Source organism: Acidovorax sp. Root275 (genome assembly GCF_001428965.1).
Classification (GTDB): Bacteria; Pseudomonadota; Gammaproteobacteria; order Burkholderiales; family Burkholderiaceae_C; genus Acidovorax; species Acidovorax radicis.
On sequence record NZ_LMJH01000008.1, the window covers coordinates 118792 to 141271 of the forward strand.

The window sequence follows — 22480 nt, forward strand, 5'->3', positions numbered from 1 at the left end:
TCGGTAGCCTGTTAGGAGCAGCCATATGAACTACGGGTTGGAGCAAGCCTTGAACGCCGGTGTTGAAGCGATCAGCTCCGGGGGAGCCATCGGCGTGGGTGCCTACGCTCTTGTCTTTCTGCTTGCGACGTTGCTATTCGTGCCGGCCTCGCCGCTGACCGCGCTCTCCGGCTTCCTCTACGGGCCGCTTTGGGGCGGTGTCCTAGTCTCTCTTATTGGCCCGGTGTCCGCAACGCTAGCTTTTTCGCTGGGGCGCACCGCGGCGCGTCCCCGGGTGCGTCGGTGGCTCCAGGGGCGCACCAGGTTGGCCGCCATTGATCGGGCCGTCGCGCACGACGGCACTCGCATCGTGCTCCTGCTCCGTCTGACTTCGATCATTCCGTTCGCGCCGTTGAACTACGTGCTCGGTGCGAGCCGGATGCCTTCCCGGCGTTTCGTTCTTGCGACTGCGCTGGGGCTGTTGCCAGGGAATTTTGTGTATGCCTATCTGGGCTCGCTGGTTTCCGAGGCGGGGCAGATACTGGGTGGTCAGCTCGCAGAAGGCGCTGGCGCGCAAGTGCTGGGTTGGATCAGCCTTGCAGCGGCGCTGCTGGCCGTGGGGTTCATCGCCCGAGTCGCACGCAGCGCCATTGACGACTGCCTCGAACAGGATGTCGATAGCGGAGACGTCGCGTTCGCAGCAAAGAAAGCGCCTCGGCCATGAGCGGTAAGCACCATGGGTTCCGGACTTCTGCGCGAACCTTTCCGTTTCTTTCAAGCGCAACGGGAGTCATCCATGAGAAAGCCCACCGTCATTCAAGACTACAACGCCATCGTCCATGTGCTGAGCAGGTAGCCCCGCCTAGTCGCGCGGTCTGCCCCGGTGCCATAGCGTTGGATGCTCAAGGAGTTCACCATGCATAAAGTATTCATTGTCGGCGGTGCCGGCCAAGTCGCACGGCGCCTCGCGCGCCTGCTTGTCGAACGCGGGCATGCACCGCGCTCCCTGCATCGCCACCCCGAGCAGGCTGAGGAACTTGGACGACTCGGCGCGACGCCGGTACTCGGCAACCTGCTCGCGCTCGATGCCCACAGTCTGGCCCTGCTGATGGCTGGCAGTGACGTTGTGGTGTTTGCGGCAGGTGCCGGCGGCCAGGGCGGACCTGAGATGACGCGCGCCATCGATGGCTCCGGGTTGCAATTGGCAGTCGCTGCCGCCAGGCAGGCCGGCATCGCGCGGTTCCTGTTGGTGTCGGCTTTTCCCGAGTCCTTCCGCGGCCGCCCTATGCCCGATACGTTCGAGAACTACATGTCGGTCAAGAAGCTGGCAGACGTCCATTTGGCCGGGTCCGACCTCGAATGGGTGATCCTGCGTCCTGGCACGCTCCTTGACACGCCGGGAACCGGGCAGGTACGCGTCGGTCTTGCCATTCCTTACGGCGACGTGCCGCGCGATGACGTGGCGGCGACCTTGTGCGCACTCATCGAACGCCCGGAGGTCCGCCGCGTCATCATCGAGTTGACGCAGGGCACTGCGCCTGTGAGCGACGCCGTGCAGCGTTTCGCAACCGCCTGAGGACAGTACGCCATGCATGCACCCGTAAGGCTGCTGTTGGTCGGCGCCACTGGTATGGTGGGTCGCCACCTGTTGGCGCAGGCTCTGAACGATCCCCGGGTCGCCGCAGTGACAGCGCCAGCGCGGCGCGTACTCCCGGCGCATCCGAAGCTGTCGTCTCCGCTCGTAGATTTCGACAGCCTGCCCGACGTGGCCGATTGGTGGCAGGCTGATGCAGCGATCTGCACCCTTGGCACCACGCTGCGTGCCGCAGGGTCCAAAGCTGCATTCCGGCGCGTAGACCATGACTATCCACTAGCGATAGCACGACTCACTCGTGCGGCCGGAACGCCAGTCTACGTGCTGAACTCTGCCATAGGTGCCGATGCAGCGTCGCGCTTCTTCTACAACCGGACCAAGGGCGAACTGGAGCAGGCGTTGACGCGCGTGGGCTTCGAATCGCTGACCTTCGTTCGCCCCGGCGTCATTGGCGGTCGCCGTGAGGAGTTTCGCCCGGGTGAGCGGGCCCTGGCGATGACATTTGGACTGATCGGCCCTCTGTTACCCCGTGCATGGCGGATCAACCCCGCACCTAGCATCGCCCGGGAACTGCTCGAAGCGGCCCTACGTCCGGCCGCAGGCGTCCACCTGGTGCTTTCGGAACGCATGATCTAACCGGCCAACATTTTGATAGGAACCTTCATGGACCCCCACATCGCTTCGGTGCCGCTCGATAAAGCGACTCGACTGCTCAACCATGGCCCGACCGTTTTGGTGTCGGCACGCCATGACGGCGTCGACAACGTCATGGCTGCGGCCTGGGCCTGCGCACTTGACTACACACCACCCAAATTGACCGTGGTGCTCGACAAGATTGCCAAGACGCGTGAGCTGGTGGAGCAAAGCGGGATGTTCGTGATTCAGGTGCCTACAGCGGCGCAGCTGGAGCTTACCTATCAGGTGGGGCATCGCAGCCTGTCGAGCGAGCCAGAGAAGCTCGCCGACAGCGGCGTCGAGCTTTTCGCGATGGATGGCCACGACATGCCCTTCGTGGCCGGGTGCTCGGCCTGGCTCGTGTGCAAGGTGTTGTCGGAGCTGCACAATCAGCAGGCTTACGACCTCTTCATCGGAGAGATCGTCGGCGCCTGGGCAGACACGCGCGTGTTCAAGGACGGCCATTGGCACTTCGAGAGTGCCGATCCATGCTGGCGGAGCCTGCACTACATCGCCGGCGGGCACTTCTATGCCACAGGCGACGCCCTCGACGTCGACACAGGTCCGCGCGGCTGACCCGAAGGTCGGCGGCAAGCAGCCTTGCACAGGGCAGCCGTTGCCGCCAGCCCGCGCCGCGACGGTCTGCGCCAGCGGGATCCAAGCATGCCGCGGTGATCAGTGCCGTGGGTTGCTAGCGAGCAATGACTGCACGGCCCCGGCCGCGCGGATCAGCCATGGGCTTTGGTGTGCCATTCACGATGTGGATCGCTTGCACATCGGTGCTGAAAGCCCAGGTAGATACCGAGTAACCGCGTCCAACCAGCTCTGCCGCCAGATCTGATGGAATGGGCGAGAACGGTTCGCCCTCGATCACCGTGCCTTGCGGCAACTGGTGGTGGAAACGGCGATTCCTCACCGCTTGGTCCACATCCATTCCATAGTCGTAGAGGTTCGACAGAACTTGATAGACCGAAGTGAAGATGCGGGAACCGCCAGGCGTACCTACCACCGTGACTGGCTTGCCGTCCTTCAGGACGATAGTGGGTGTCATCGAGGACAAGGGACGTTTGCCAGGCACAACTGCATTGGCGTCGCTGCCGACTACCCCCAGGGAGTTTGGCTGACCAGGCACTGTGGCGAAGTCATCCATCTCGTCGTTAAGGGCGAACCCAGCACCGCGCACGACGACGCCGCTGCCGTAGGGCATATTCAGCGTGTAGGTGTTCGATACCGCGTTGCCCCACTGGTCAATGATCGAAAAGTGGGTGGTGTGCATCTTCGGCGCACCAGGTTTGACATTGGCAGTGGGCGTGATAGCTGAAGGATTTACCTCGGCGGCCCGCGCTGCAATGTAGGCGGGATCCAACAAGCCAGCCAACGGAACATCGGTGAAGGCTGGGTCGCCCAGATAAGTGGCGCGGTCAGCAAACACGCGCTTCATCATTTCGGCGTTCAGGTGAATGTATTGCGCACTGTTGACACCGACGCCCGAGAACACCGTCTTTGAGAGCGACGCTTTCATGCCAAGCAACTGGGCCAGTGCAATGCCTCCTGAGCTCGGAGGGGGAGAGCTCAGCACCGTCATGCCGTTCCAATTGAAAGACAGTGGATCTCGCCAGACGGGTTTGTAGGAAGCAAGATCGGCCTTGGTGATGATCCCTTTACCGCCGTCCTGCGTCATGGCCGCCACAAGAAGATCGGCGGTCTTGCCCTGGTAGAAGCCATCCGCGCCGCCTGCGGCGATGCGTTCGAGCGTATCGGCGAGTTCAGTCTGTTTGAACAGCCTCCCTTCCGTCATGCCACCGAAATACTCTTTCAGGTTGGCGGGGTACGGCAAAGCGGCGAACGCGTCGAGCATGAAATCCCGCCATCCGATGGCCTCTTTCGCCGGAAAGTGACCGTCTCGCGCAAGCGCAATCGCGGGCGAAACCAGCCGTGACCAGGGCAGCTTGCCAAACTTCTGGTGAGCTGCCCAAAGACCCGCAACAGTGCCGGGGACAGCCACGGCCTGCGCGCCCCAGACGCTACTGTTGGGATCTTGCTTGCCCTCAGAATCCTTGAAATTCAAATACATGTCAGACGTCGCAGCTGCGGGGGCCGTCTCGCGATAGTCCAAGAAGTACGGTTTACCGTCCATGTGGATAGTCATGAATCCACCCCCACCGATGTTGCCAGCCTCCGGGTAGGTGACCGCCAAGGCGAAGGCTGTAGCGATGGCTGCATCGATGGCATTGCCTCCTTCGCTAAGGACTTTCTGGGCAACCTGCGCGCTGTATTCGTCCCCGGTGGCTGCGGCGCCGGCAGTCAGTGTGGCATTGCCGTCACTGCCACCGCCGCAACCCACGAGTGCTGCACCGGGCAGTGCGACCGCGAGGGCGAGAACGTTCCGCCGTGTTATGTGCTGGAAATTTGACATGTTTGTCTCCTGGTTGATTTTCTTGAATGTCAGGCTTGAGCCTTCTTGCTTGCTTCGTAGCGCGCCTTGTTCTCCGCATTGGGCGGATACAGGCCTGGAAGAGCTGCGCCGGACTCCACTTCTTCCATGATCCAGCCCTCCAGCCGTTCCTGTTCGATGGCGAGTTCCACGACCTCGGCGAGCAGAGCTGCTGGAATGAGTACGGCACCGTCCCGATCAGCCACGATGACGTCGTCGGGAAATACAGCCACGCCGCCGCAACCCACCGGCTGCTGCCAGTCCACAAAGGTCAGGCCTGCAACGGAGGGAGGGGCAGCCGTGCCAGCGGCCCAGATCGGAAGACCCGTGGTCAGAACGCCTGCTAGGTCGCGCACTACTCCGTCGCTCACGAGGGCCGCGACACCTCTCTTGGCCATGCGTGCGCAAAGGATGTCGCCCCAGAAGCCGGCGTCGGTGAGGCCGTTGGCGTCGACCACCGCGATACAACCTTCCGGCATCTGTTCAATCGCTGCGCGAGTGGACTTTGGCGAACTCCAGGATTCCGGTGTCGCCAAGTCCTCGCGGGCGGGAACAAAGCGCACCGTGAATGCTCGGCCGACGATACGTTTTGCATCTGGCGCAATGGGGAAGGCCCCGCGAATCCAAACGTTGCGCAAGCCCTTCTTCAGAAGAATGGTGGTCAGGGTGGCGGTCGTAACCCCTTGCAGGGCCTTGAATGCAAGTGCGTCGTCGGAAGAAGTCATGAGGATTTCCTTTGAGGAGGGAGGGGCGTGTTGGAATGGCTCGGGATCAGATGCTGGCGATCAGGCCGCCGTCCACGCGGATGGTCGAGCCAGTGATGTACGAGGCGCGGGCGCTCGCGAAGAATGCGATGGCATCGGCGTATTCCTCTGGTGTGCCGTAGCGGCCCAAGGGAATCGTGGCGGCGCTTTCAGCCTCCACGGCTGTCATGTCGCGGCCCTCGCGCTTGGCGCGAGCGGCATCCAGGAACTGAGTGCGTGCGGTCGCTATTCGTCCCGGAACCACCACATTGACCGTCACGCCCTGGGCGGCCACATCGCGCGCGAGTGTTTTGGACCATCCCACGAGCGATATGCGGGTGGCGTTCGAGAGTCCCAGGTTCGCGATCGGGGCGATCACGCCTGAAGATGTGCTGGTGATCACTCTGCCCCACCCCCGCTCGCACATGCCGGGCAGCAAGAGGTCGGTGATGCCGACCGCCGACAGCACCATCGATTCGAACGCGTCCCTCCAGACCTGCGTGGCGTGTCCGTGGGCAGGCCCAGGGGGCGGGCCACCGGTGTTGTTCACCAGAATATCGATTCCGCCGACTCGCTCAACGACTTCTTGTACGCCCGCAGTCCATTGCGCCGTCTGGCCCAGGTCTAATACAAAGGTATGGGCGATTCCACCTGTGTCGCTCACCCTTTGCGCGGCGGCCGCCAGCGACGGTTCGTCGCGGTCTGCCAGACAAACCGTTACGCCCTCGCGTGCAAGTGCCACAGCGATCGCGCTGCCTAGCCCGCCCCCGCCGCTCAGTACAAGGGCTCTTTTGCCTTTAATTCCGAGATCCATTGTGGTGTCTTCCGTGCTCAGTTGAGTTGAGTGCAGGCTTGGCGGATTCGCTCGCACGCTTGTTCCAACCGTTCGGTGGAGGTGGCGAACGAGATGCGGAAGTACCCTTCGTAGCCAAAGGCGCTGCCCGGCACGACGGCGACGCGTCCCTGCAGCAGCAGGTAGCGGCTGACGTCAGCGTCGTTGTTCAGCACTGCGCCGTCGGGCGTCTTGCGGCCGATAAGCTCGGCGCAGGAGGGGAACAGATAGAACGCACCCTCCGGGCGCCGGCACGAGAGGCCAGGCGTGGCATTGAAAGCATCCAGACACAGGTCGCGCCGCTTGCGGAAGGTGTCGTTGCGCGAGTCGAGGAAGTCCATCGGACCGTCGAGGGCTGCCTGCGCCGCGGCTTGGGCGATGGAGCAGGGGTTGCTGGTGCTTTGCGACTGGATGGTGGCCATGGCCGCGATCAGATCCTTGGGGCCGGCGGCGTAGCCGATGCGCCAGCCCGTCATCGCGTACGCCTTGGACACACCGTTGACGGTCAGCGTGCGGTTGCGCAACGCCGGGACCTCGGCCGCGATGGTGCTGAACTGCCAGCCGTCGTAGCGCAGGTGCTCGTACATGTCGTCCGTGAGTACGTGCACGTGGGGGTGTGCCAGCAACTCCTGGCCCAGCGACTGCAGCTCTTTGGCTGAATATCCGGCGCCCGTCGGGTTGCTCGGGGAGTTGAGGATCACCCACTTGGTGCGGGGCGTGATGGCCTGGCGCAGCTGTTGGGCCGTGATCTTGAAGCCTTGGTTTTCCGGGCAAGGAATCTCCACGGGCGTGCCCCCGGCCAGGCGCACCATGTCGGGATAGGAGACCCAGTACGGTGCGGGGATGATGAGTTCATCGCCGGGATTGAGTGTGGCCAGCAGTGCATTGAAGATGACCTGCTTGCCTCCCGTCCCCACGCTGATCTCTGCGCTCTCGTACTTCAGCGCGTTGTCACGCTCGAACTTGCGAACGATTGCGGCTTTGAGTTCGGGCGTGCCGTCGACGTCGGTGTATTTGGTCTGACCTTGGTCAATAGCTGCCTTGGCTGCCGCGTTGATGTGATCGGGGGTCGGGAAGTCCGGCTCGCCTTGCGACAGGCTGATCACGTCCGTGCCGCTACGCCTCATGTCGGCAGCCAGCTTGGTGATGGCTAGCGTTGGTGAAGGTTTGACCGCTCGAAGTAGGTTGCCTAGCAATTGCATTCTTGATGTCTCCAAGTCGAATTCGAAGCGAATATAGAACTGTGGTGACAAAAGAAAAATCAATATATATTTGGATAATTAATCAATGAAAGTTGTTGATGATCCGTGAACTCAAGACACTCGTAGCTGTAGCGAGAGAGGGAACATTTGCCGCGGCTGGCGACAAGGTCGGACTGACGCAAGCAGCCGTCAGCGCCCAGATGCAGAGATTGGAGGCGGAGCTTGGCTTTGCGATCTTTGACCGTGATGGGAGGGCCGCACGTCTCAACGCCAGAGGGCACCTGACGCTGGCCCAAGGGCAGGAGATGATCAGGCTCTACAACGAGTTGTGTTCACAGCGGTTCGGGCGCCCGGCAACAGAACTCATCAACATCGGAGCCATCGCGTCTGTACAGCGCTCCGCGCTACCTGACGCACTGGCACGCTTTCATAAGCGCTGGCCAGACTGTCGTACGCGTGTGGTTCCTGGCCTTTCCATGGAGCTGGTGAATCTCGTTGATGCAGGAAAAATCGATCTCGCAGTGATCATTCGCCCCCCGTTTTCGCTGCAGAGCGATCTGCGCTGGACCACATTGGTCAGTGAACCGTTTCGTCTGATCGTGCCGAGGGCAATTCAAAGTAACGACTGGACGGATCTGTTGTCCAGCCAACGCTTTGTGCGTTACGACCGCACGTCTTTCGGCGGGAGGCAGGTTGACCGCTTCCTCCGCGAGAAGCACTTCAATGTGCATGAAGTGTGCGAGGTGGACGAACTGGAAGCGATAGTGAGGCTAGTGGCGCAGGGTGTAGGTATTGCGCTGGTTCCAGAAACGGCCAGCCTTCGGCGTTGGCCTGCAGCCGTTCGTGCCATCAACCTGGAAAGTGAAACCTTCCATCGGGATATAGGCCTTGTGCATCGTGCGAGCAGGACTTTGAGCGAGCCTGTCAGATCAATGCTGGATATGTTCAAAAGTGAGTACGGCAACACGTCCACCAAAAATGTTGTGGCGTGACATATCTAGGACTGGTCAGCATTGAGTCCCCCTGCATTTGAAAGTAAAGGCCTAGCACCAAGTGAAGGCAGCGAGCAAGAGATGCGCTCCATAGCTTGGGTAGCTCGGATGCACAAGGCATCTGCTGCGTGGTCAGATAGGACAAGGCAGTTCAGGCAGATCGATTGGTTAGGTAAACACCAAATATGGTGATTGCAGCTCCAATCACCATCGGAAGGCTGGGAACTTCGCCAAACGCAATCAGCGCTTGCAAGGCGGTTAGCGCAGGGACTAGATAAACCAGCGCAGCCGCGCGGGATGCCTGCCCTTTGCGCAACAGATAGAGGAGCAGAAGAATTCCGACTATAGAGCTGGCCAAGACTGACCACGCCATGACTGACCAGAACACCCAGCCGAAGTCGATCGTCCAAGTGTCCAATAGAAATGAGAGCGGCAAGGTGACCAACAATGCACCTAAGTACTGGTAGGTCACGACGACACGCAGGTCGTGGCCACCGAGCTTTTTCTTTTGGTAGATGGTCCCGTAGCTAACGGAGATCATTCCCAGGACGTTGATGAGGATGGCCCATGCAGCGATGCTTGCAACATTTGCTGCAAGAACGTTGGGGGCGATGGCCACAGCGACCCCCGCGAATCCTATAAGCAATCCCGCTTTCTGGTTACGACTGAGCCGCTCTCCGATCAGATACACGGCAAGAATGGCTGTGAGCAACGGCTGCAGAGCGGCAATCACGCCGGAAAGTCCTGCAGGGACGCCTTGAGCGATGGCCCACCACACCGCGCCCAGATAGAGTCCGTGCAGCAATACCCCAGAGAGCATTGACACAGCCATCAGCCGAGGATCCCGTGGAAACGGGACGCGCTGAAGCCGGCAGAGCAAAAGCATCAGCACTGCTGCGGCACCAAACCGCACGCTCAGGAACGCCATGGGGCCAGCGACTCCCGCGCCGAATTTCGCGGCAATCCAGCCTGTTGACCAAAGGAAGGCAAATAGGCCTGGAGCAATTCGTTCGAGCAGCATGGTGGCGAGGCCTTTGGTTGGAGTGCATGGAAGTGGCCCGTTCCTGGGCGTGGGCTTGCAGGGAGTTAGACTATCACTGCATCAGCGCGTGGCAATTGGCCGCCAGAGAATGAATGTCATGCAAAAAATGCAGGAATCGGTGCCGGGGATGAGTCTCGATGAGCTCTCCACTTTCGTCGCCGTAGTGGAAGCGCACAGCTTCACTGGGGCAGCAAAAGTCATTGGCCGTGACGCCACGATTGTTTCGCGCCGGATGGGTCAACTGGAAGAACGGCTGGGCGTTCGCCTCTTGTCGCGCACAACCCGCAAAGTCTCACTGACTGAGGTCGGGGCGCTTTACTACCGCAGGGTTCGTGCGCTGCTTGACGAGCTGGAAAGCGCGAGTGAGGAGGCGAGCAACTTCGCGTCGAGCCCACAGGGGTTGCTGCGCGTATCTCTACCTGTCACTTTTGGCAGGCGATGGATTGCGCCACTGCTCCCCGCCTTCCTGCGAGAGCACCCTCAAATCCGGATTGATGCCCGCTTTTCAGATCGCTATGTTGATGTCGTAGCGGAGGGATTCGACGTGGCCATCCGCGTCGGTGTCCTGCCCGACAGTTCACTCATCGCACGTCATATTGCTGCTTTTCGCACATTGCTGTACGCGGCGCCCTCCTACCTCGCTGCCCGTGGAGAGCCCAAGGACCCTAGCGATCTGGAGCAGCACGCTTGCCTGAGTTTCATCAACTACGCTAGTTGGCCAGATTGGATACTAAAAAGAGAGGGGCAACAGCGAACCGTCAGGCCTGCAGGTTCGCTGTCGGCCGACAACTCCGAGTCACTTTTGCAGGCAGCGATTGCCGGTGCGGGCATCATCCTCACACCTGACTGGCTGGCCAGTACTGCAGTGCGAGAAGGTGCACTGGTTCAGATACTGACGGAGTGGCAAGGATGGGGCGCAGGAGGGATCTACGCGGTGATGCCGCCAGGACGATTGATACCCGCTAAAACGCGCGTTTTCGTAGACGATATCACTGCAGCGATCCAAGCCGCGATGGGCTAGCATCGTCCTGATGGATGACCTGCCTCACACAGCTCACAACAGTACTGCAAAGCATTTTTGAGCCTTCTGAGGCGATTCAAAGTGGTCAAACTGGGCCATGCTAAGCGACGAAATCGTATCGGATAAAACGCGGATCTCTTTGCTATCCCTTGAGGACCTCAATCACTTTGTGAACTGCGACCGAGGTGTCATCGGCGTGATACAGCGCGCCCAGCGGTGGCAAGGGTATCTTGCACCGCAGGTTTACCTTAGAGAGAGCACCACTTTCTAACCAAGCGCCCACGATCGAATGAGGGATGGCAGCTAAAGTTTCAGCATCTGAAGTGATTGGCAGGATCAGGCTGGCTGCCATGCTTTGCAAGGCAGCGCGTTTGGGGACCAAGCCTGCGGATCGGCAGGCCTCTTCAAAGGCCTGCGTGGTCGCTAACGGCCCTGTCGGCAGCGACCAGGGGTAGGCGGCCAGATCGGCCAAGTCCACGACCTTGCGCCGTGCGGCAGGATGCTCAGGCGACGCGATAACCACAAGTTCATCAGCCAGCAGCTCGATGAATGTCAGCCGATGTTCGGGCACCAAGTGGGGGCGCCGCAGCAAAGCGAGCTGCGTCAGACCGCCTTGCAAAGACGCCAATACCTCCATCGGCTGGCCTTCATGAAACGAGATTTTCCAGCCGGCCAGTTGCTGGCGCAGGCGCGTCATGTGGGGCCTAACCAATGCGGTCAAAGCAGATGGCAGAGCTCCAATTTGCAACGGCTTTTCGTAGCCCAGCGCAACAGATGCCAAGGCTTCTGCGGTGTAGGCCACGCTACCCAACATCTGGCGTGATTGCTGCGCCAGGAAGCGGCCTGCATCGGTTGCTCGCAGGCCGCGCGCATGCCGCTCGAACAATTGCACCTCCAGCATTTCCTCCAGCTCGCGCAGCACCTGGCTGGCCGCGGGCTGCGTGATACCGACTTCTTGGGCCGCTTCGCGCAGCGTAGTGCTCCGCTCCAGCGACGCGAGCAGCCTTAAATGCCGCAAGCGCAACCTAGCCATCATGCGTTCGCCCAAAACGAGGGCTCTGGTTTCAGCGTCGTTCTTTTGTCGAGACATAGGCAAAGCTTATCGCAAGATGATAAATCGATTAGAAATTTATCACTTTGCTTCCTAGACTGCGCTACAGATTCTTACGAATGACAGCTTCTCCATGACATCCCAATTTGATTGCTTTCCCCCGATTGAGCATTGCTCTGCGTATGGCACCCGAGTGCCACGGGGGGCATGAGAAAAGAGGCGCTGCTATGAGCCGTGCTCCTGTCGCGGTGCTGGTCTACGAGGCCCTGGTGGACGTGGGCCCCACTGTGTCCCTGGGTGGCGGGACCTGTGGTGAGCGGCGGATAGTCAACATCACAGGCGGCGAATTCAACGGTCCACGCATCAGTGGAAAGGTGCTGCCAGGTGGTGCAGACCGCCAGCTAGTGAGAGTCGATGGCGTTCTGCTCTTGGATGCGCTGTACGAAATACAGGCGAATGACGGTACGGTTCTGACCGTGCACAACCGGGTGAAGGTCATCCACCGCCCCGGAACCGAGCGCAGCGCTTTCTCGCACATCGACATCAGCGCTCCTAGCGGAGTTCATGAATGGCTGAACGACGCAGTCCTTGTCGGGACGGCTGAGCCGCCATCGCCAGATCGGCCAGCGGTCCGTATCCGCGTTTTCGAGTTGACGTGATTTTCTCAGTTCAATTTTTGGAGCCCACCATGAATCGCCGCTCTCTTCTGCTCGCGTTGCCTTTGCTATCGCTGTCTTTGACAGGCTTGGCGCAGACGCCTTCTGACATTCTGACTTTGTATGTTCCATATCCTCCGGGCGGGCCCTCGGATGTCTTTGCTCGAACGCTCACGCCTGGCCTGTCCCGGCAATTGCACCGCACGGTGGTCGTGGAAAACCTAGCCGGTGCCAGTGGAAGTATCGCTGCGAGCAAGCTGCTCACGCGGGGAACTTCTGGCGACTCCGTGCTGTTTGGCTCACCCACCGAACTCGTGATGGCGCCCGCCACGCTGAAGGCTGTGAAGTACAAACCGAGTGATTTTCGCCTCGTCACTTTGATCAGCAAGCCGCCACTGGGGGTGTATGTCAGGGGCGATTTGCCTGCCAACAGCATTGACGAGCTCGTGGCCTACGCGAAATCGAACAAGGAGAGGCCTTTGAACTACGGCAGCGTAGGCATCGGCTCTGTCTACCATCTGGCGGGGGATGCACTCGTCAAGGGGATGGGCGTGAACATGACGCATGTCCCATATCGCGGCGCCACCCCGTTGCTGCAGGATCTGATGGGAGGGCAACTCGATCTGGCGTTCTTCCCCGTCGATGGAAACCTGGCGAAGATGACCTCGGGCGGGAAGATGCGGGTCATTGGCATTGCCGGGCCGGCCCGCTCGCCACTGTTTCCGAACGCGGGCACATTTGCAGAAAGCACCTCGCTGCAGAAATTCACCACGGTCGATGTATGGGGGGGCATCTTTGTGTCTAAAACGACCTCCGAAAGTGCTGTTCAAACATTGCATCGAGCCGCACAGGCGGCCATGGTGGAGCCAGAAACACGCAAGGCACTTGAGCTGGCAGCCGGAGTGCCGCTGATGCCCGCGATGTCCCTCGACCAACTTGCTGCGTTCTACCGCACTGAAACGGCCAGGTACCAGGAAGCCGCGAAGCGGGCCAATCTTGAACCGAACTGAGTCCCAAATGAACGCCCCACTCCCGGCGCTCGATGCGATTCGCGCTCATGACGAAGAAATGGTGTCTATCCGACGCCAGATCCATTCCAACCCCGAACTCGGCTATGAAGAGCATGCGACCAGCGACCTTGTGGCTGAGCGCTTAGGTCGGTGGGGATGGACGGTGCACCGTGGTCTTGCCGGCACGGGTGTGGTGGGTACTCTGCGAGTCGGCGACAGCAACCGGCGGATTGGATTGCGCGCCGATATGGATGCTCTACCCATGGCGGAAACCTCAGGGAGACCTTGGGCCAGCAAAGTGTTCGGGAAGATGCATGCATGCGGCCATGATGGGCACACGGCCATGCTGCTGTCTGCAGCCCGCCATCTGGCGGCAACCCGGAACTTCGACGGCGTAGTGCACGCCGTGTTTCAACCGGCTGAGGAGGGCTTGGCCGGCGCGAAAAGAATGCTCGACGAAGGCTTCTTGGATTTGTTTCCCTGCGACGCAATGTTCGGGATGCACAACGCCCCAGGAATCCCAGAGGGCCAGTTCATGGCGATGCCCGGCTATGCGATGGCCAGTGGCGACTTGTGCACCATCGTTGTGAAAGGAGTTGGAGGTCATGGTGCCATTCCCCAATATGCGGTGGACCCAGTCGTTGCTGGTTCCGCTATCGTGCTGGCAATCCAGACCATTGTGTCGCGCAACGTTGCCCCGCTGCAAACAGGTGTGGTGACAGTTGGCGCGTTCTTGGCGGGCGATGCACCTAATGTCATACCTGGGACAGCCGAGTTGCGGCTAAGAATAAGCGCCATGCACCCCGATGTGAGGGACTTGCTTGAGCGACGCATCAAGGAAATTGCGAAAGCTCAGGCGGAGACTTTTGGTGCGACGGTGGAGGTTAACTATGTTCGCCGTTATCCCGTTCTTAACAACTCTGCCGATCACACTGATTTTTGTACGCAGGTTGTTCTCGACTGGTTGGGGAAGGATGGTCTGGTGGCTAAGCCTGAGCCCGTCACTGCCAGCGAAGACTTCGCCTTCTTTTTAGAGAAAGTGCCAGGTTGCTACATCAACATCGGCAACGGTGTGGGGGGCGATGGCGGGTGCATGGTTCACAACGGCAACTATGATTTTAATGACCGAGTGCTGTCTACGGGTGCAACCTACTGGGTCAAGCTCGTTGAGCGCTGGTTAGCTCATGTGGAGATAGCGTCCTGATTCCTTCCGCCGCGCTTTTTGGTTCGATGTCTACAGATCTGGGTTGATCGTGTAAACCAACTCTGGAACGTGAAAACTGAATCTCAGTTCTTCGTGGGAATCTGCAGAGTTCGTGCGTCCCACTCCTGGTGAAAAGCCTAGAGGGACGCAGTCCTACTCCCACCCCAAATGGGGCAATCCGCAATTGCTGTTCTCGGTAAAGGCTGGAGTTTCTTCGCGCTTCATCTGCGGGCCGCTCCAGGCTGGATGCAGTCGTTCAGTATTGGCACCTGTATGACAGTTCATTCCAAGACTGGTCATTGAACTGTTCGTGCCCACCTGATTGGTGCGGACTCAGGATCGGTCGTTCAAAGTGTGCGGACGAGCGGTCGCTGTGCCCCGAAGTTCGGCATGGGTCAATGGCTGTCCACACCGACCGCAAATTGGCGCAATCGACCCAAAGTGCTCTGCTAAGAGTTTGGAAAAGTGCTTACGGCTCAAGACGGCACTTCGAGGTCCGATGCTAGTCAAGTCAACCAATACATTCCGATAGCGCTTGGCTCGGTGCTCCGGCCGACCTGGCCCAGGCTGCTCTCTTCGTGTTGGGCAACGCCTATCTGACGGGTGAAGTGCTGCACGTGGATGGTGGCGGTCGTCTGAGCTGAGCCAGGGTGCGGTGTTGCGCCAGGCGCCAGGCGCCTGGCGCTGGATGCGAGCTGCCCAGGCTTGCTCGCGGGTTCGGCAGCCTCGTGGCGCTAGCTCTCTGCGATGCCGGTCAGTGGATGCTGATCCGGCCCAGAGGCCACCCGCCTGAACTTGGAAGGCGTCACTCCCATGTGTTCCCGGAAAAAGCGTGAAAAATTACCCGGCGATGAAAACCCCAGTTCCATGGCGACTGAGGTCAGCGGCTCGTCCTGCAGCACCAGACGCTTGACGGCCTCCTCCACGCGCACCGCACTCCAGAACACTTGGGGTGTGGTGTGCAACTGATCCCGAAACAGCGAGAAATAGTGCGCGCGTGACAGACCGACCTTGTCCGCGACGTCTTCCACCGCGATGGGGTTGGCCACGTGCTCCCGCATGTAGGCGATGGCGGCGCGCAAGCGGTGATCCAACATGGGCGAGCGACTGCGTGGTGGCTCGATCACGGGGGCCAGCGTGGCATCGATCGCGGTGATGATCAGCGCTTCGACCTCTTGTTCCAGCCTGTCCAGGGCGTTGGCGTTCACCGAGATGATCAGGTCCAGCAAACGCCAGCAGGCTTGGCGCAGCGCCGGACTGATAGGAACCCGAGGCGATGGGAAGAAGAACGGTCGGCCGCTGGCAGCGCGACGCTCGTCCAGCCACGGCTTGCTGATGTAGAGCACCAGGAAGATGGCGGGTTGGTTCTTGTCCAGCAGGCGTGCATCGTGCGATTCGTAGGCGTTGGTTCCCAATGCGACGTTCTCGCTGTAGGACACAAGTTCTGCCCCCAAATGGGCTTGCACGCGGCCGCCGCCCAGCCAAAAGGCGAACTGGGTTTCTGCGTGTGCATGGGCCACGAGATCGCCGCGCAGGTCGAGCACGACTGCACGCCCAAAGGCGCCTTCGCGCAGGGCATAGGCTTCACTCATATCTTGTTGGGTCTCCTGGGAGTGGACTATCGCAGAGCGATGCTTCGCATGAAAGGCCCGAAATATTCAATTTAGGGAAAGCACCAAGGACCGGATCAGACTTTGCGATAAATCAACGGATTGGACGATAAGCGCGCAGGAGCTTGAGTTCCTACAGTCAAGCCATCGTGACTCGCTACTTCAGCAGGTCGTTCCTCAAGGTTCAAACGAAGGAGAACTCCGTGCGCATCGCAACCTATTTTTCTGGTGGGCTACGGCAAGTGGGCACCGTATCAGCCGATGGTCAATCCATCACGCCTTTGGCGCTGACACCACAACAGGCTGAGCAGGGTGTTTTGGCCATCATTGAGTTGCTGAACGAAGGGCACGCGCTGCCAGAGGCCGGCGGTGCCCCGATTCCAGTCAACGACGTGACCCTGGACGCCCCCATCCCCACGCCGCGCCGCAACGTCTGGTGTGTGGGACGCAACTACCACGCCCATGCCAAAGAGCTGCAGGCCTCGGTGTTCAAGGACAACGACGCCAACCCTGAGTCCTGGCCCATCGTTTTCACCAAGGTGCCCGACTGTGTGGTGGGCCCGTTCGATGATATTCAATTGCCGGTGGGTGTGTCCGACCAGATTGACTACGAGGCCGAGTTGATGGTGATCATTGGCAAGGGGGGCAAGAACATCAGCCGAGCAGACGCCATGGGCCATGTCTGGGGCTACACCATCGTCAACGACGTGACCGCTCGGGATGTTCAGATGCGCCACCAACAGTGGGACATGGGCAAGTCGTTCGACACCTTTTGCCCAACTGGCCCCTGGGCTGTGACAGCCGATGAGCTTGACGGTACCCGGACCCGGGTGCGCTGCTGGGTCAATGGCGAGTTGCGCCAGGACGGTCCCACAGAAAACATGATCTTCGACATCCCCGCGTTAATCGAAACCGTCTCGCGTGGCATCACGCTGTTTCCGGGCGACATGATCGCCACCGGCACGCCTGCCGGTGTGGGCATGGGTCTGAAGCCACCGCGTTACCTCCAGGCGGGTGATGTGGTGCGGGTCGAGATCGATGGCATCGGCGCCATCGAAAACAAGTTCGTTTGAGGCTGACACCATGAGCACTCAGTTCATTCACGGCCTGGCGGTCGAGGTCGATGGTGACGGCACCCCCGTGCTGTGCATCCACGGCCTGGGCGGATCGTCAAACACCTGGACGCCTCTTTTAGAAGCCTTCAAAGGCTGCAAGGTGATTCGACCCGATCTGCCGGGCAGTGCCCGTTCAGCTCTGACGGTTCAACCGTTGTCGATCGATCTGTATGTTGCAGCGCTGACGCAGATACTGGACGAGCTGAGGATCGGCGCCGTGCACCTGGTCGCCCATTCGCTGGGCACCATCGTTGCACAACACCTCGCGGTGCAACACCCTGGTCGGGTGAAGTCCTTGGCGCTGTTGGGCCCTTTGGTGGCGCCTCCTGAGGCGGCGCGCCCGAACATCCTTGCGCGTGCCGCCTTGGCGCGTACCGGCATGGCTGCGATGCAGGAGATCGCAGATGCCATCGTCAAAGGTGCGACCAGCGCTGAGACGAAGGCTCAGCAGCCCGCTGTGCTGGCCTTGGTACGCGAAAGCTTGATGCGCCAGCCTCCTGAAGGCTACGCACAGAGCTGCCAGGCGCTGGCCGAGGCCCAGTCCGCTGCCATCGAAAGCCTCAACGTGCCCACGCTGCTGCTCACCGGTGACCAAGATGGCGTGGCGCCGATGGCCAACGTGACGGTGATGCACCAGCGCATCCCCGGCAGCCGAATGACCGTGTTCGGTGCTTGCGGCCATTGGACACCGTTCGAGCAGTCTCAGGCCTGCGTACAGGCCCTGCAGGCGTTTTACGCCGAAGTTTGCTAGTCCTTTTCGATTTCCTTTTTCAACCACAAAAAACGACCCCCTTTGAGGAGCCGTAGGAGACTGTCATGTCCAAAATTGCATTCACCAACGTCAACATCTTCGACGGCAGCGGCGAAGACACCTTCCTGGGCGAGGTGCTGGTCGAAGGCCAGCGCATCGTCAACGTGGTACGCGCACCGCAGCACGTCAACACCGATGGCGCCCGCGTCATCGATGGCAAGGGGCGATTCCTGATGCCGGGCATGACAGAGGCCCACACGCACTTCTCGTGGAATGATCAACCCTCGCTGGCTGCGATCCAGTTCATGCCGCCAGAAGAACACATCCTGTGGTGCGTGCGAGTGGCCAAACGCTATCTGGACATGGGCTGGACCTCCGCGATCGGCGCTGCTGCCGCCAAGCCGCGACTGGATGTCGTGCTGCGCAATGCCGTCAACGCCGGCGAGTTCCCTGGCCCACGTTATTTGGCGGGCAGCCAGGAGATCACCACCATCGGGGCCTTGGGCGACAACAGCCTGCCGCACATGAAGTTCGACGAATTGAGCTTCGGCAGCGTTTGCACAGGCCCTGAGGAAATCCGAAAGTCCGCCCGCACCTTCATCAAGTACGGCGTTGACCACCTGAAGATCAACCTTTCGGGCGAGTACATCGCCGGCATTGCCGCCGAGCAATCCCCGTTTGCGGAAGACGAGGTGGCGATGCTGGCTGCTGAGGCCCACCGGTACGGCAAGCGCATCGCAGCGCATGCCCGCTCGGCCGAATCGGTGAAGCAGTGTGTGCGTCACGGCATCGAGCTGATCTACCACGCCAGCTTTGCGGACGAAGAAGCACTGGATTTGCTGGAAGCCAACAAGGACAAGCACTTCGTCGCACCCGGTATAGCCTGGCTGGTCCGCACCAACTTCAATGCGTCGGAGTACGGTATCAGCCCGGCAGTGGCCGAGGCCATGGGCTACAAGCGCGAGCTGGAGATTGCCGCGGAAACCCTGCGCAAGATGCACAAGCGTGGCATCCGCATCCTGCCCGGAGGCGACTACGGCTTTGCCTGGATGCCGCACGGCACCAACGCCAACGATTTGCAATACTTTGTCGACTACATCGGCATGACGCCAGCCGAGGCCCTGCGCTCGGCCACCCAACTGGGCGGCGAGATCATGCAACGGCCTAACGAGCTGGGCATGTTGAAGCCAGGCTATCTCGCTGACATCGTGCTGGTGGATGGCAATCCGCTGAAAAACCTGGCCTTGCTGCTGGACCCTGCCAAGGTGCAATTGGTGATGAAGGATGGCGCCATCCATAAGGACTGTGCCACCCCAGTGCCCTTTGAAGCAGCTTTGCACCTTCCCGGTGCGGACCGTCCATTGCAAGAGGAAGGTGTCAAAGAGGCACTGGCTGACCTCGCGAGCTGATACTGCTGGTAGGGGGGCTGCGACGAGTCCGCAGCACCATTAAGTGAGTTAGCGGCGCGCTGTGGACGCGCGTCGCTTCACTGGCAGACGTTTGAATCGCCCCAGTGTTGAACTGACCCCCAGAAGTTGGACAAACTTTAAGGGGTTCATGAAAAGTACCAAACAGGGTTCAAGCTCAAAGTGGTTATGAGCTTTTGGCTCGGGATGGTGGGGCGAAGCTGCTGGCGCGTCAATGGTCGGTGCCTGAGGAGAAGATCCGCACTTGGGTGAGCCACTACCGCCTGCACGGCATAGACGGATTGCGCCCCAAGCGCAGCACGTACAGTGCGCAGTCCAAACTGCAGGTACTGTCCCATCAGGATCGCGAACAGCTCTCCAGCCGCCAGGTCGCGGCGATCTATGACATCCGCAATCCCAACCAAGTCGTGGTCTGGCGACGCAATCTCGATCAACACCGCCTGCAGGCTGTTGAGAATGAGAAAGAAGAGCGTCCCAAGATGAAACAGGAAGGTCGCTGCGCAGCGCCGTCGAACAAGGTTGCCGCCGACGCAGCGCAAACCCGAAGAGAAGAGAACGAACGACTGCGCGCTGAGGCCGCGTACCTAAAAAAATTGCAGGCCTTGATTCGGTCGAAGAGATCAGCTGCGCCGACAAAGCGCATCTGATTGCCGGGTTGAGGTATCACCATAAATTGGCATACCTGGAGCATGTCGCAGGCCTGCCACGCAGCACGTTCTACTACCAATGTGTTGATTTCCACGCAGAAGTGACCCACTAACCCCCAGGAGGGGGTATGGCCGCCAGACCTCGGGGAGCGGCGGCCAGAATAGGCGCCGAACGCCCGAGCCCAATGACCGCTTAGTGCTAGCTAGCGAGAGTTTGGTTGGCCGAATTGAGCGACAGCAATCGCTGCAGAACCGACCTCGGCGTGGCGGCTTCAGGCTGATTGGAGTCAGTCTTAGCCGAAGTTTTGAACGGCCGATCTGATCGTGACCGGTCTTTCATCGGGTAATTGCAGTTTTGACGGCTCACCGTCAACTCGCGGTGCTCACAGTTGAAACACAGGAGCCGGTATGTGCCCCGTGATCGCGCGAGGGGCTGTCAACTCCGTGCAAGCGCGTGGAACGCGTTGTTCACTTCAGCTCAACGGCTTGCTGGCAGCCCTGACCGCGCGTACTGCCTGGGCGACTGGCCCACATGCCGACTGAACGCCGTGCTGAACGTACTGGTGGATGCATAACCGACCCGCTCGGCAACCTGGGCGATGCCCAGACCCTTGCGACGCAAGAGGTCCCGTGCAATCTCCATGCGCCAGGCAAGCAAGTACTCCATGGGAGCCACGCCGACGATTCGGGTGAACCGATCAAAGAACGCTGAGCGGGACAGCGCGGCCAAGGCTGCGAGCTGAGCCACGGTCCAAGTGTGATCGATCCGGGCATGCATCTGCTTCAGGGCAGGCGCCAGCCGCTCGTCACTCAAGCCCCGCAGCAGCCCTGACGGCGCATTGCCCGAAGTAGTCGAACGCATGGCTTCGATCAGCATCATCTCGACCAGCCGCGACAGCATGAACTCATGCCCGGGACTCTGCTCGGTGTACTCTTCGCCAACCATCCGAACCAGTTGGGCCAGACGCATGGAACCCTGGACATGGACAAGCTCCGGCAGCAGAGACACCAAGAGTTTGGGGTCAGCAGCGTCGAACAGGAATGCCCCACCCAGTGAACGCATGTCCGCTTCCCCGGTCCTGTCGCCATACCGAAGCTCGCCCTGTTTCCCGACTGCATTCGGGTCGAGGTGAACAGGGGCCGCTGGGCTTAGGCTGGAAATCGTGAATGCGGGGGTCGTCGGCAGAAGGACGAAGTCCCCAGCGCTGAGGGTGACCGCTTCGTGTCCATCCACGGCGAGCAGGCAACTGCCCGCCAGCATGATGCAGAAGCTGGGCTGACCGTAAGCAGAAAAGCGCACGGCCCAGTCCCCCCTGCCACTGATGGGGTTGGCAAATGCCGCGCGTGGCTGCAACAGCTTCACGACTTCGGTCAGCGGATCACTCATCGGCGAAATGGATGCTTGCCAAACACGTGGCAATTCTGATGCATGGGGAGTCCGGCACATCAAGTCACGATTCGGTAGCGTGACTGGAACTCGACGCCAGGCAAGGCGGCCTGCATCGGCGCAGGGCCGGCCAGGGCATGCAAGTGGCGAAGGACTCGTGGGTCAATGCAGCTTTGCGTTGGCAAGCGCCACCGCATCAGCACCAGCGGCGAAATGCAGGCGGTCCGTCGTATCGTTGGCGGCTTGCCATACGACTTCAGCAACGTCGGTCTCGTAGGTCACCGGCCCGGGATTGGCAAATGCCGCAAAGATGGGTTCAGCGAACGGTTTGTAGGCGTCCGGGATCAGGCCTTGCATGCGTTGCCCTCCATTCTCGGTAAAGCGGGTGCCGGGACCGTAGCCGGGCTCAACCAGCTTGATGCGGATGTCGAAGGCACCCAGCTCATGAGCCACTGAACCGGAGAGGCCTTCGATGGCCGTTTTGCTGGCGGTGTAGATGCCCGCCAGTGGGAACGATGCGAGGGTGGTGCTTGAAGTCACGTTGACGATCACGCCAGCCCTACGTTCGCGAAACTGCGGTATGACGGCTTGCATCATGGACATGACGCCGAAGGTATTGGTCTCGAACACCTCACGGGCGACAGAGAGCGAAGTGGCCTCGAAGGCACCGACCACTCCGATACCGGCGTTGTTGACGAGTACGTCGATGGGGCCGGCAGTCCGGAGGGCCGAGACGATGCTGTCCTGGTTGGTCACATCCAATGGAATCACGCGCATGCGCTCCGATTGGGGCAGCAGATTCACGTTCGGTCTGCGCATGGTGGCGATGACGTTCCAGCCCATGGCATGGAAGTGACCAGCGGTGGCCAGGCCATAGCCGGAGGAACAGCCTGTGATGAGTACGGTCTTCATGATGAGCCCAGGTCGTAAGTTGAGGTGACGTAACGATAGACCGCAACAACAGGATCATCTGCATAGAAGAGTCCGACTTTGTTTTGCAATAGTCCAATTCGCACTGATTGGGTTTTGTGCACGCGACCCAAGAAGGTGGTTCGCGCAGTCGTAGGCACATGGCGGGAACGGCCCTGGTTGCGCTGTTCAGCCAATG

General features: G+C 60.3%; 22 protein-coding genes. 13 read left to right on the forward strand and 9 right to left on the reverse strand.

Annotated features, from left to right (window positions below):
- Positions 1–25: 25 nt before the first annotated feature.
- The 4 genes from ASE52_RS10690 (at position 26) to ASE52_RS10705 (ending at position 2824) form a co-directional block, all read left to right on the forward strand.
- On the forward strand, positions 26–703 hold the full coding sequence (locus ASE52_RS10690) for a TVP38/TMEM64 family protein (protein WP_057226008.1): 678 nt from the start codon (positions 26–28) through the stop codon (positions 701–703).
- A 192-nt stretch (positions 704–895) separates the two neighbouring features.
- Positions 896–1555: an NAD(P)-binding oxidoreductase gene (locus tag ASE52_RS10695; RefSeq protein WP_057227161.1), complete on the forward strand. Its 660-nt coding sequence runs from the start codon at positions 896–898 to the stop codon at positions 1553–1555.
- 12 nt (positions 1556–1567) lie between these two features.
- Positions 1568–2209 carry an NAD(P)H-binding protein gene (locus tag ASE52_RS10700; RefSeq protein WP_057226010.1) on the forward strand — a complete coding sequence of 214 codons (642 nt, stop codon included), beginning with the start codon at positions 1568–1570 and terminating at the stop codon, positions 2207–2209.
- A 27-nt stretch (positions 2210–2236) separates the two neighbouring features.
- Positions 2237–2824, forward strand: a complete 588-nt coding sequence (locus ASE52_RS10705; RefSeq protein WP_057226012.1) for a flavin reductase family protein — start codon at positions 2237–2239, stop codon at positions 2822–2824.
- Between the two features lie 115 nt (positions 2825–2939).
- On the opposite strand, the gene ggt is transcribed toward ASE52_RS10705, so the two are convergent.
- The 4 genes from ggt to ASE52_RS10725 are packed head-to-tail and all read right to left on the reverse strand — an operon-like array spanning position 2940 to position 7384.
- Complete coding sequence (ggt, locus tag ASE52_RS10710) at positions 2940–4664, reverse strand: gamma-glutamyltransferase (protein ID WP_057226014.1); 1725 nt, start codon at positions 4662–4664, stop codon at positions 2940–2942.
- A 29-nt stretch (positions 4665–4693) separates the two neighbouring features.
- A complete protein-coding gene (locus ASE52_RS10715; RefSeq protein ID WP_057226016.1) occupies positions 4694–5407 on the reverse strand; it encodes a ribonuclease activity regulator RraA in 714 nt (237 codons plus the stop codon).
- A 46-nt stretch (positions 5408–5453) separates the two neighbouring features.
- Positions 5454–6239, reverse strand: a complete 786-nt coding sequence (locus tag ASE52_RS10720) for an SDR family oxidoreductase (protein WP_057226018.1) — start codon at positions 6237–6239, stop codon at positions 5454–5456.
- A gap of 17 nt (positions 6240–6256) precedes the next feature.
- Positions 6257–7384, reverse strand: a complete 1128-nt coding sequence (locus ASE52_RS10725; RefSeq protein ID WP_347230960.1) for a pyridoxal phosphate-dependent aminotransferase — start codon at positions 7382–7384, stop codon at positions 6257–6259.
- Between the two features lie 173 nt (positions 7385–7557).
- Between ASE52_RS10725 and ASE52_RS10730 the strand changes: the two genes are divergently transcribed.
- Positions 7558–8451, forward strand: a complete 894-nt coding sequence (locus ASE52_RS10730) for a LysR family transcriptional regulator (RefSeq protein WP_057226022.1) — start codon at positions 7558–7560, stop codon at positions 8449–8451.
- Positions 8452–8602: 151 nt separating this feature from the next.
- Here the strand turns inward: ASE52_RS10730 and ASE52_RS10735 are convergent, their stop codons facing one another.
- Positions 8603–9472, reverse strand: coding sequence for a DMT family transporter (locus ASE52_RS10735; RefSeq protein WP_057226024.1), 870 nt, complete (start codon positions 9470–9472; stop codon positions 8603–8605).
- 118 nt (positions 9473–9590) lie between these two features.
- Here ASE52_RS10735 and ASE52_RS10740 point away from each other — a divergent pair, with 118 nt between their 5' ends.
- A complete protein-coding gene (locus ASE52_RS10740) occupies positions 9591–10514 on the forward strand; it encodes a LysR family transcriptional regulator (protein ID WP_057227163.1) in 924 nt (307 codons plus the stop codon).
- Positions 10515–10656: 142 nt separating this feature from the next.
- Here the strand turns inward: ASE52_RS10740 and ASE52_RS10745 are convergent, their stop codons facing one another.
- Positions 10657–11604, reverse strand: a complete 948-nt coding sequence (locus ASE52_RS10745) for a LysR family transcriptional regulator (RefSeq protein WP_057226025.1) — start codon at positions 11602–11604, stop codon at positions 10657–10659.
- Positions 11605–11792: 188 nt separating this feature from the next.
- On the opposite strand from ASE52_RS10745, the gene ASE52_RS10750 reads away from it, so the two are divergent.
- The 3 genes from ASE52_RS10750 to ASE52_RS10760 are packed head-to-tail and all read left to right on the forward strand — an operon-like array spanning position 11793 to position 14435.
- A complete protein-coding gene (locus ASE52_RS10750) occupies positions 11793–12224 on the forward strand; it encodes a DUF3237 domain-containing protein (protein WP_198928098.1) in 432 nt (143 codons plus the stop codon).
- A 29-nt stretch (positions 12225–12253) separates the two neighbouring features.
- Entirely contained in the window at positions 12254–13231 is a 978-nt protein-coding gene (locus ASE52_RS10755; RefSeq protein WP_140426211.1) for a tripartite tricarboxylate transporter substrate binding protein, read from the forward strand.
- Positions 13232–13238: 7 nt separating this feature from the next.
- Positions 13239–14435 (forward strand): M20 aminoacylase family protein, encoded by a 1197-nt coding sequence (locus ASE52_RS10760; protein WP_057226031.1) that lies wholly within the window; start codon positions 13239–13241, stop codon positions 14433–14435.
- A gap of 734 nt (positions 14436–15169) precedes the next feature.
- Here ASE52_RS10760 and ASE52_RS10765 read toward each other — a convergent pair.
- Positions 15170–16027, reverse strand: coding sequence for an AraC family transcriptional regulator (locus ASE52_RS10765; RefSeq protein ID WP_057226033.1), 858 nt, complete (start codon positions 16025–16027; stop codon positions 15170–15172).
- Positions 16028–16248: 221 nt separating this feature from the next.
- Between ASE52_RS10765 and ASE52_RS10770 the strand changes: the two genes are divergently transcribed.
- The 4 genes from ASE52_RS10770 to ASE52_RS25060 all read left to right on the forward strand — a co-directional run bounded on the left by ASE52_RS10770 (position 16249) and on the right by ASE52_RS25060 (position 19985).
- Positions 16249–17118: a fumarylacetoacetate hydrolase family protein gene (locus ASE52_RS10770; RefSeq protein WP_057226035.1), complete on the forward strand. Its 870-nt coding sequence runs from the start codon at positions 16249–16251 to the stop codon at positions 17116–17118.
- A 10-nt stretch (positions 17119–17128) separates the two neighbouring features.
- Entirely contained in the window at positions 17129–17911 is a 783-nt protein-coding gene (locus ASE52_RS10775) for an alpha/beta fold hydrolase (RefSeq protein WP_057226037.1), read from the forward strand.
- 65 nt (positions 17912–17976) lie between these two features.
- On the forward strand, positions 17977–19320 hold the full coding sequence (locus tag ASE52_RS10780) for an amidohydrolase family protein (RefSeq protein ID WP_057226039.1): 1344 nt from the start codon (positions 17977–17979) through the stop codon (positions 19318–19320).
- 266 nt (positions 19321–19586) lie between these two features.
- Positions 19587–19985, forward strand: a complete 399-nt coding sequence (locus tag ASE52_RS25060; protein ID WP_140426212.1) for a hypothetical protein — start codon at positions 19587–19589, stop codon at positions 19983–19985.
- A gap of 478 nt (positions 19986–20463) precedes the next feature.
- Here ASE52_RS25060 and ASE52_RS10790 read toward each other — a convergent pair whose 3' ends face one another.
- Positions 20464–21372: an AraC family transcriptional regulator gene (locus tag ASE52_RS10790; RefSeq protein WP_057226044.1), complete on the reverse strand. Its 909-nt coding sequence runs from the start codon at positions 21370–21372 to the stop codon at positions 20464–20466.
- 162 nt (positions 21373–21534) lie between these two features.
- Positions 21535–22284 (reverse strand): SDR family oxidoreductase, encoded by a 750-nt coding sequence (locus tag ASE52_RS10795; protein ID WP_057226046.1) that lies wholly within the window; start codon positions 22282–22284, stop codon positions 21535–21537.
- Positions 22285–22480 lie beyond the last annotated feature (196 nt).

Excerpts from the sequence above, each read along its gene's own strand:
- ASE52_RS10690 (WP_057226008.1), top strand. The coding sequence starts at position 26 with ATGAACTACGGGTTGGAGCAAGCCTTGAACGCCGGTGTTGAAGCGATC.
- ASE52_RS10695 (WP_057227161.1), top strand. The coding sequence starts at position 896 with ATGCATAAAGTATTCATTGTCGGCGGTGCCGGCCAAGTCGCACGGCGC.
- ASE52_RS10700 (WP_057226010.1), top strand. The coding sequence starts at position 1,568 with ATGCATGCACCCGTAAGGCTGCTGTTGGTCGGCGCCACTGGTATGGTG.
- ASE52_RS10705 (WP_057226012.1), top strand. The coding sequence starts at position 2,237 with ATGGACCCCCACATCGCTTCGGTGCCGCTCGATAAAGCGACTCGACTG.
- ggt (WP_057226014.1), bottom strand. The coding sequence starts at position 4,664 with ATGTCAAATTTCCAGCACATAACACGGCGGAACGTTCTCGCCCTCGCG.
- ASE52_RS10715 (WP_057226016.1), bottom strand. The coding sequence starts at position 5,407 with ATGACTTCTTCCGACGACGCACTTGCATTCAAGGCCCTGCAAGGGGTT.
- ASE52_RS10720 (WP_057226018.1), bottom strand. The coding sequence starts at position 6,239 with ATGGATCTCGGAATTAAAGGCAAAAGAGCCCTTGTACTGAGCGGCGGG.
- ASE52_RS10725 (WP_347230960.1), bottom strand. The coding sequence starts at position 7,384 with ATGAGGCGTAGCGGCACGGACGTGATCAGCCTGTCGCAAGGCGAGCCG.
- ASE52_RS10730 (WP_057226022.1), top strand. The coding sequence starts at position 7,558 with ATGATCCGTGAACTCAAGACACTCGTAGCTGTAGCGAGAGAGGGAACA.
- ASE52_RS10735 (WP_057226024.1), bottom strand. The coding sequence starts at position 9,472 with ATGCTGCTCGAACGAATTGCTCCAGGCCTATTTGCCTTCCTTTGGTCA.
- ASE52_RS10740 (WP_057227163.1), top strand. The coding sequence starts at position 9,591 with ATGCAAAAAATGCAGGAATCGGTGCCGGGGATGAGTCTCGATGAGCTC.
- ASE52_RS10745 (WP_057226025.1), bottom strand. The coding sequence starts at position 11,604 with ATGTCTCGACAAAAGAACGACGCTGAAACCAGAGCCCTCGTTTTGGGC.
- ASE52_RS10750 (WP_198928098.1), top strand. The coding sequence starts at position 11,793 with ATGAGCCGTGCTCCTGTCGCGGTGCTGGTCTACGAGGCCCTGGTGGAC.
- ASE52_RS10755 (WP_140426211.1), top strand. The coding sequence starts at position 12,254 with ATGAATCGCCGCTCTCTTCTGCTCGCGTTGCCTTTGCTATCGCTGTCT.
- ASE52_RS10760 (WP_057226031.1), top strand. The coding sequence starts at position 13,239 with ATGAACGCCCCACTCCCGGCGCTCGATGCGATTCGCGCTCATGACGAA.
- ASE52_RS10765 (WP_057226033.1), bottom strand. The coding sequence starts at position 16,027 with ATGAGTGAAGCCTATGCCCTGCGCGAAGGCGCCTTTGGGCGTGCAGTC.
- ASE52_RS10775 (WP_057226037.1), top strand. The coding sequence starts at position 17,129 with ATGAGCACTCAGTTCATTCACGGCCTGGCGGTCGAGGTCGATGGTGAC.
- ASE52_RS10780 (WP_057226039.1), top strand. The coding sequence starts at position 17,977 with ATGTCCAAAATTGCATTCACCAACGTCAACATCTTCGACGGCAGCGGC.
- ASE52_RS10790 (WP_057226044.1), bottom strand. The coding sequence starts at position 21,372 with ATGAGTGATCCGCTGACCGAAGTCGTGAAGCTGTTGCAGCCACGCGCG.
- ASE52_RS10795 (WP_057226046.1), bottom strand. The coding sequence starts at position 22,284 with ATGAAGACCGTACTCATCACAGGCTGTTCCTCCGGCTATGGCCTGGCC.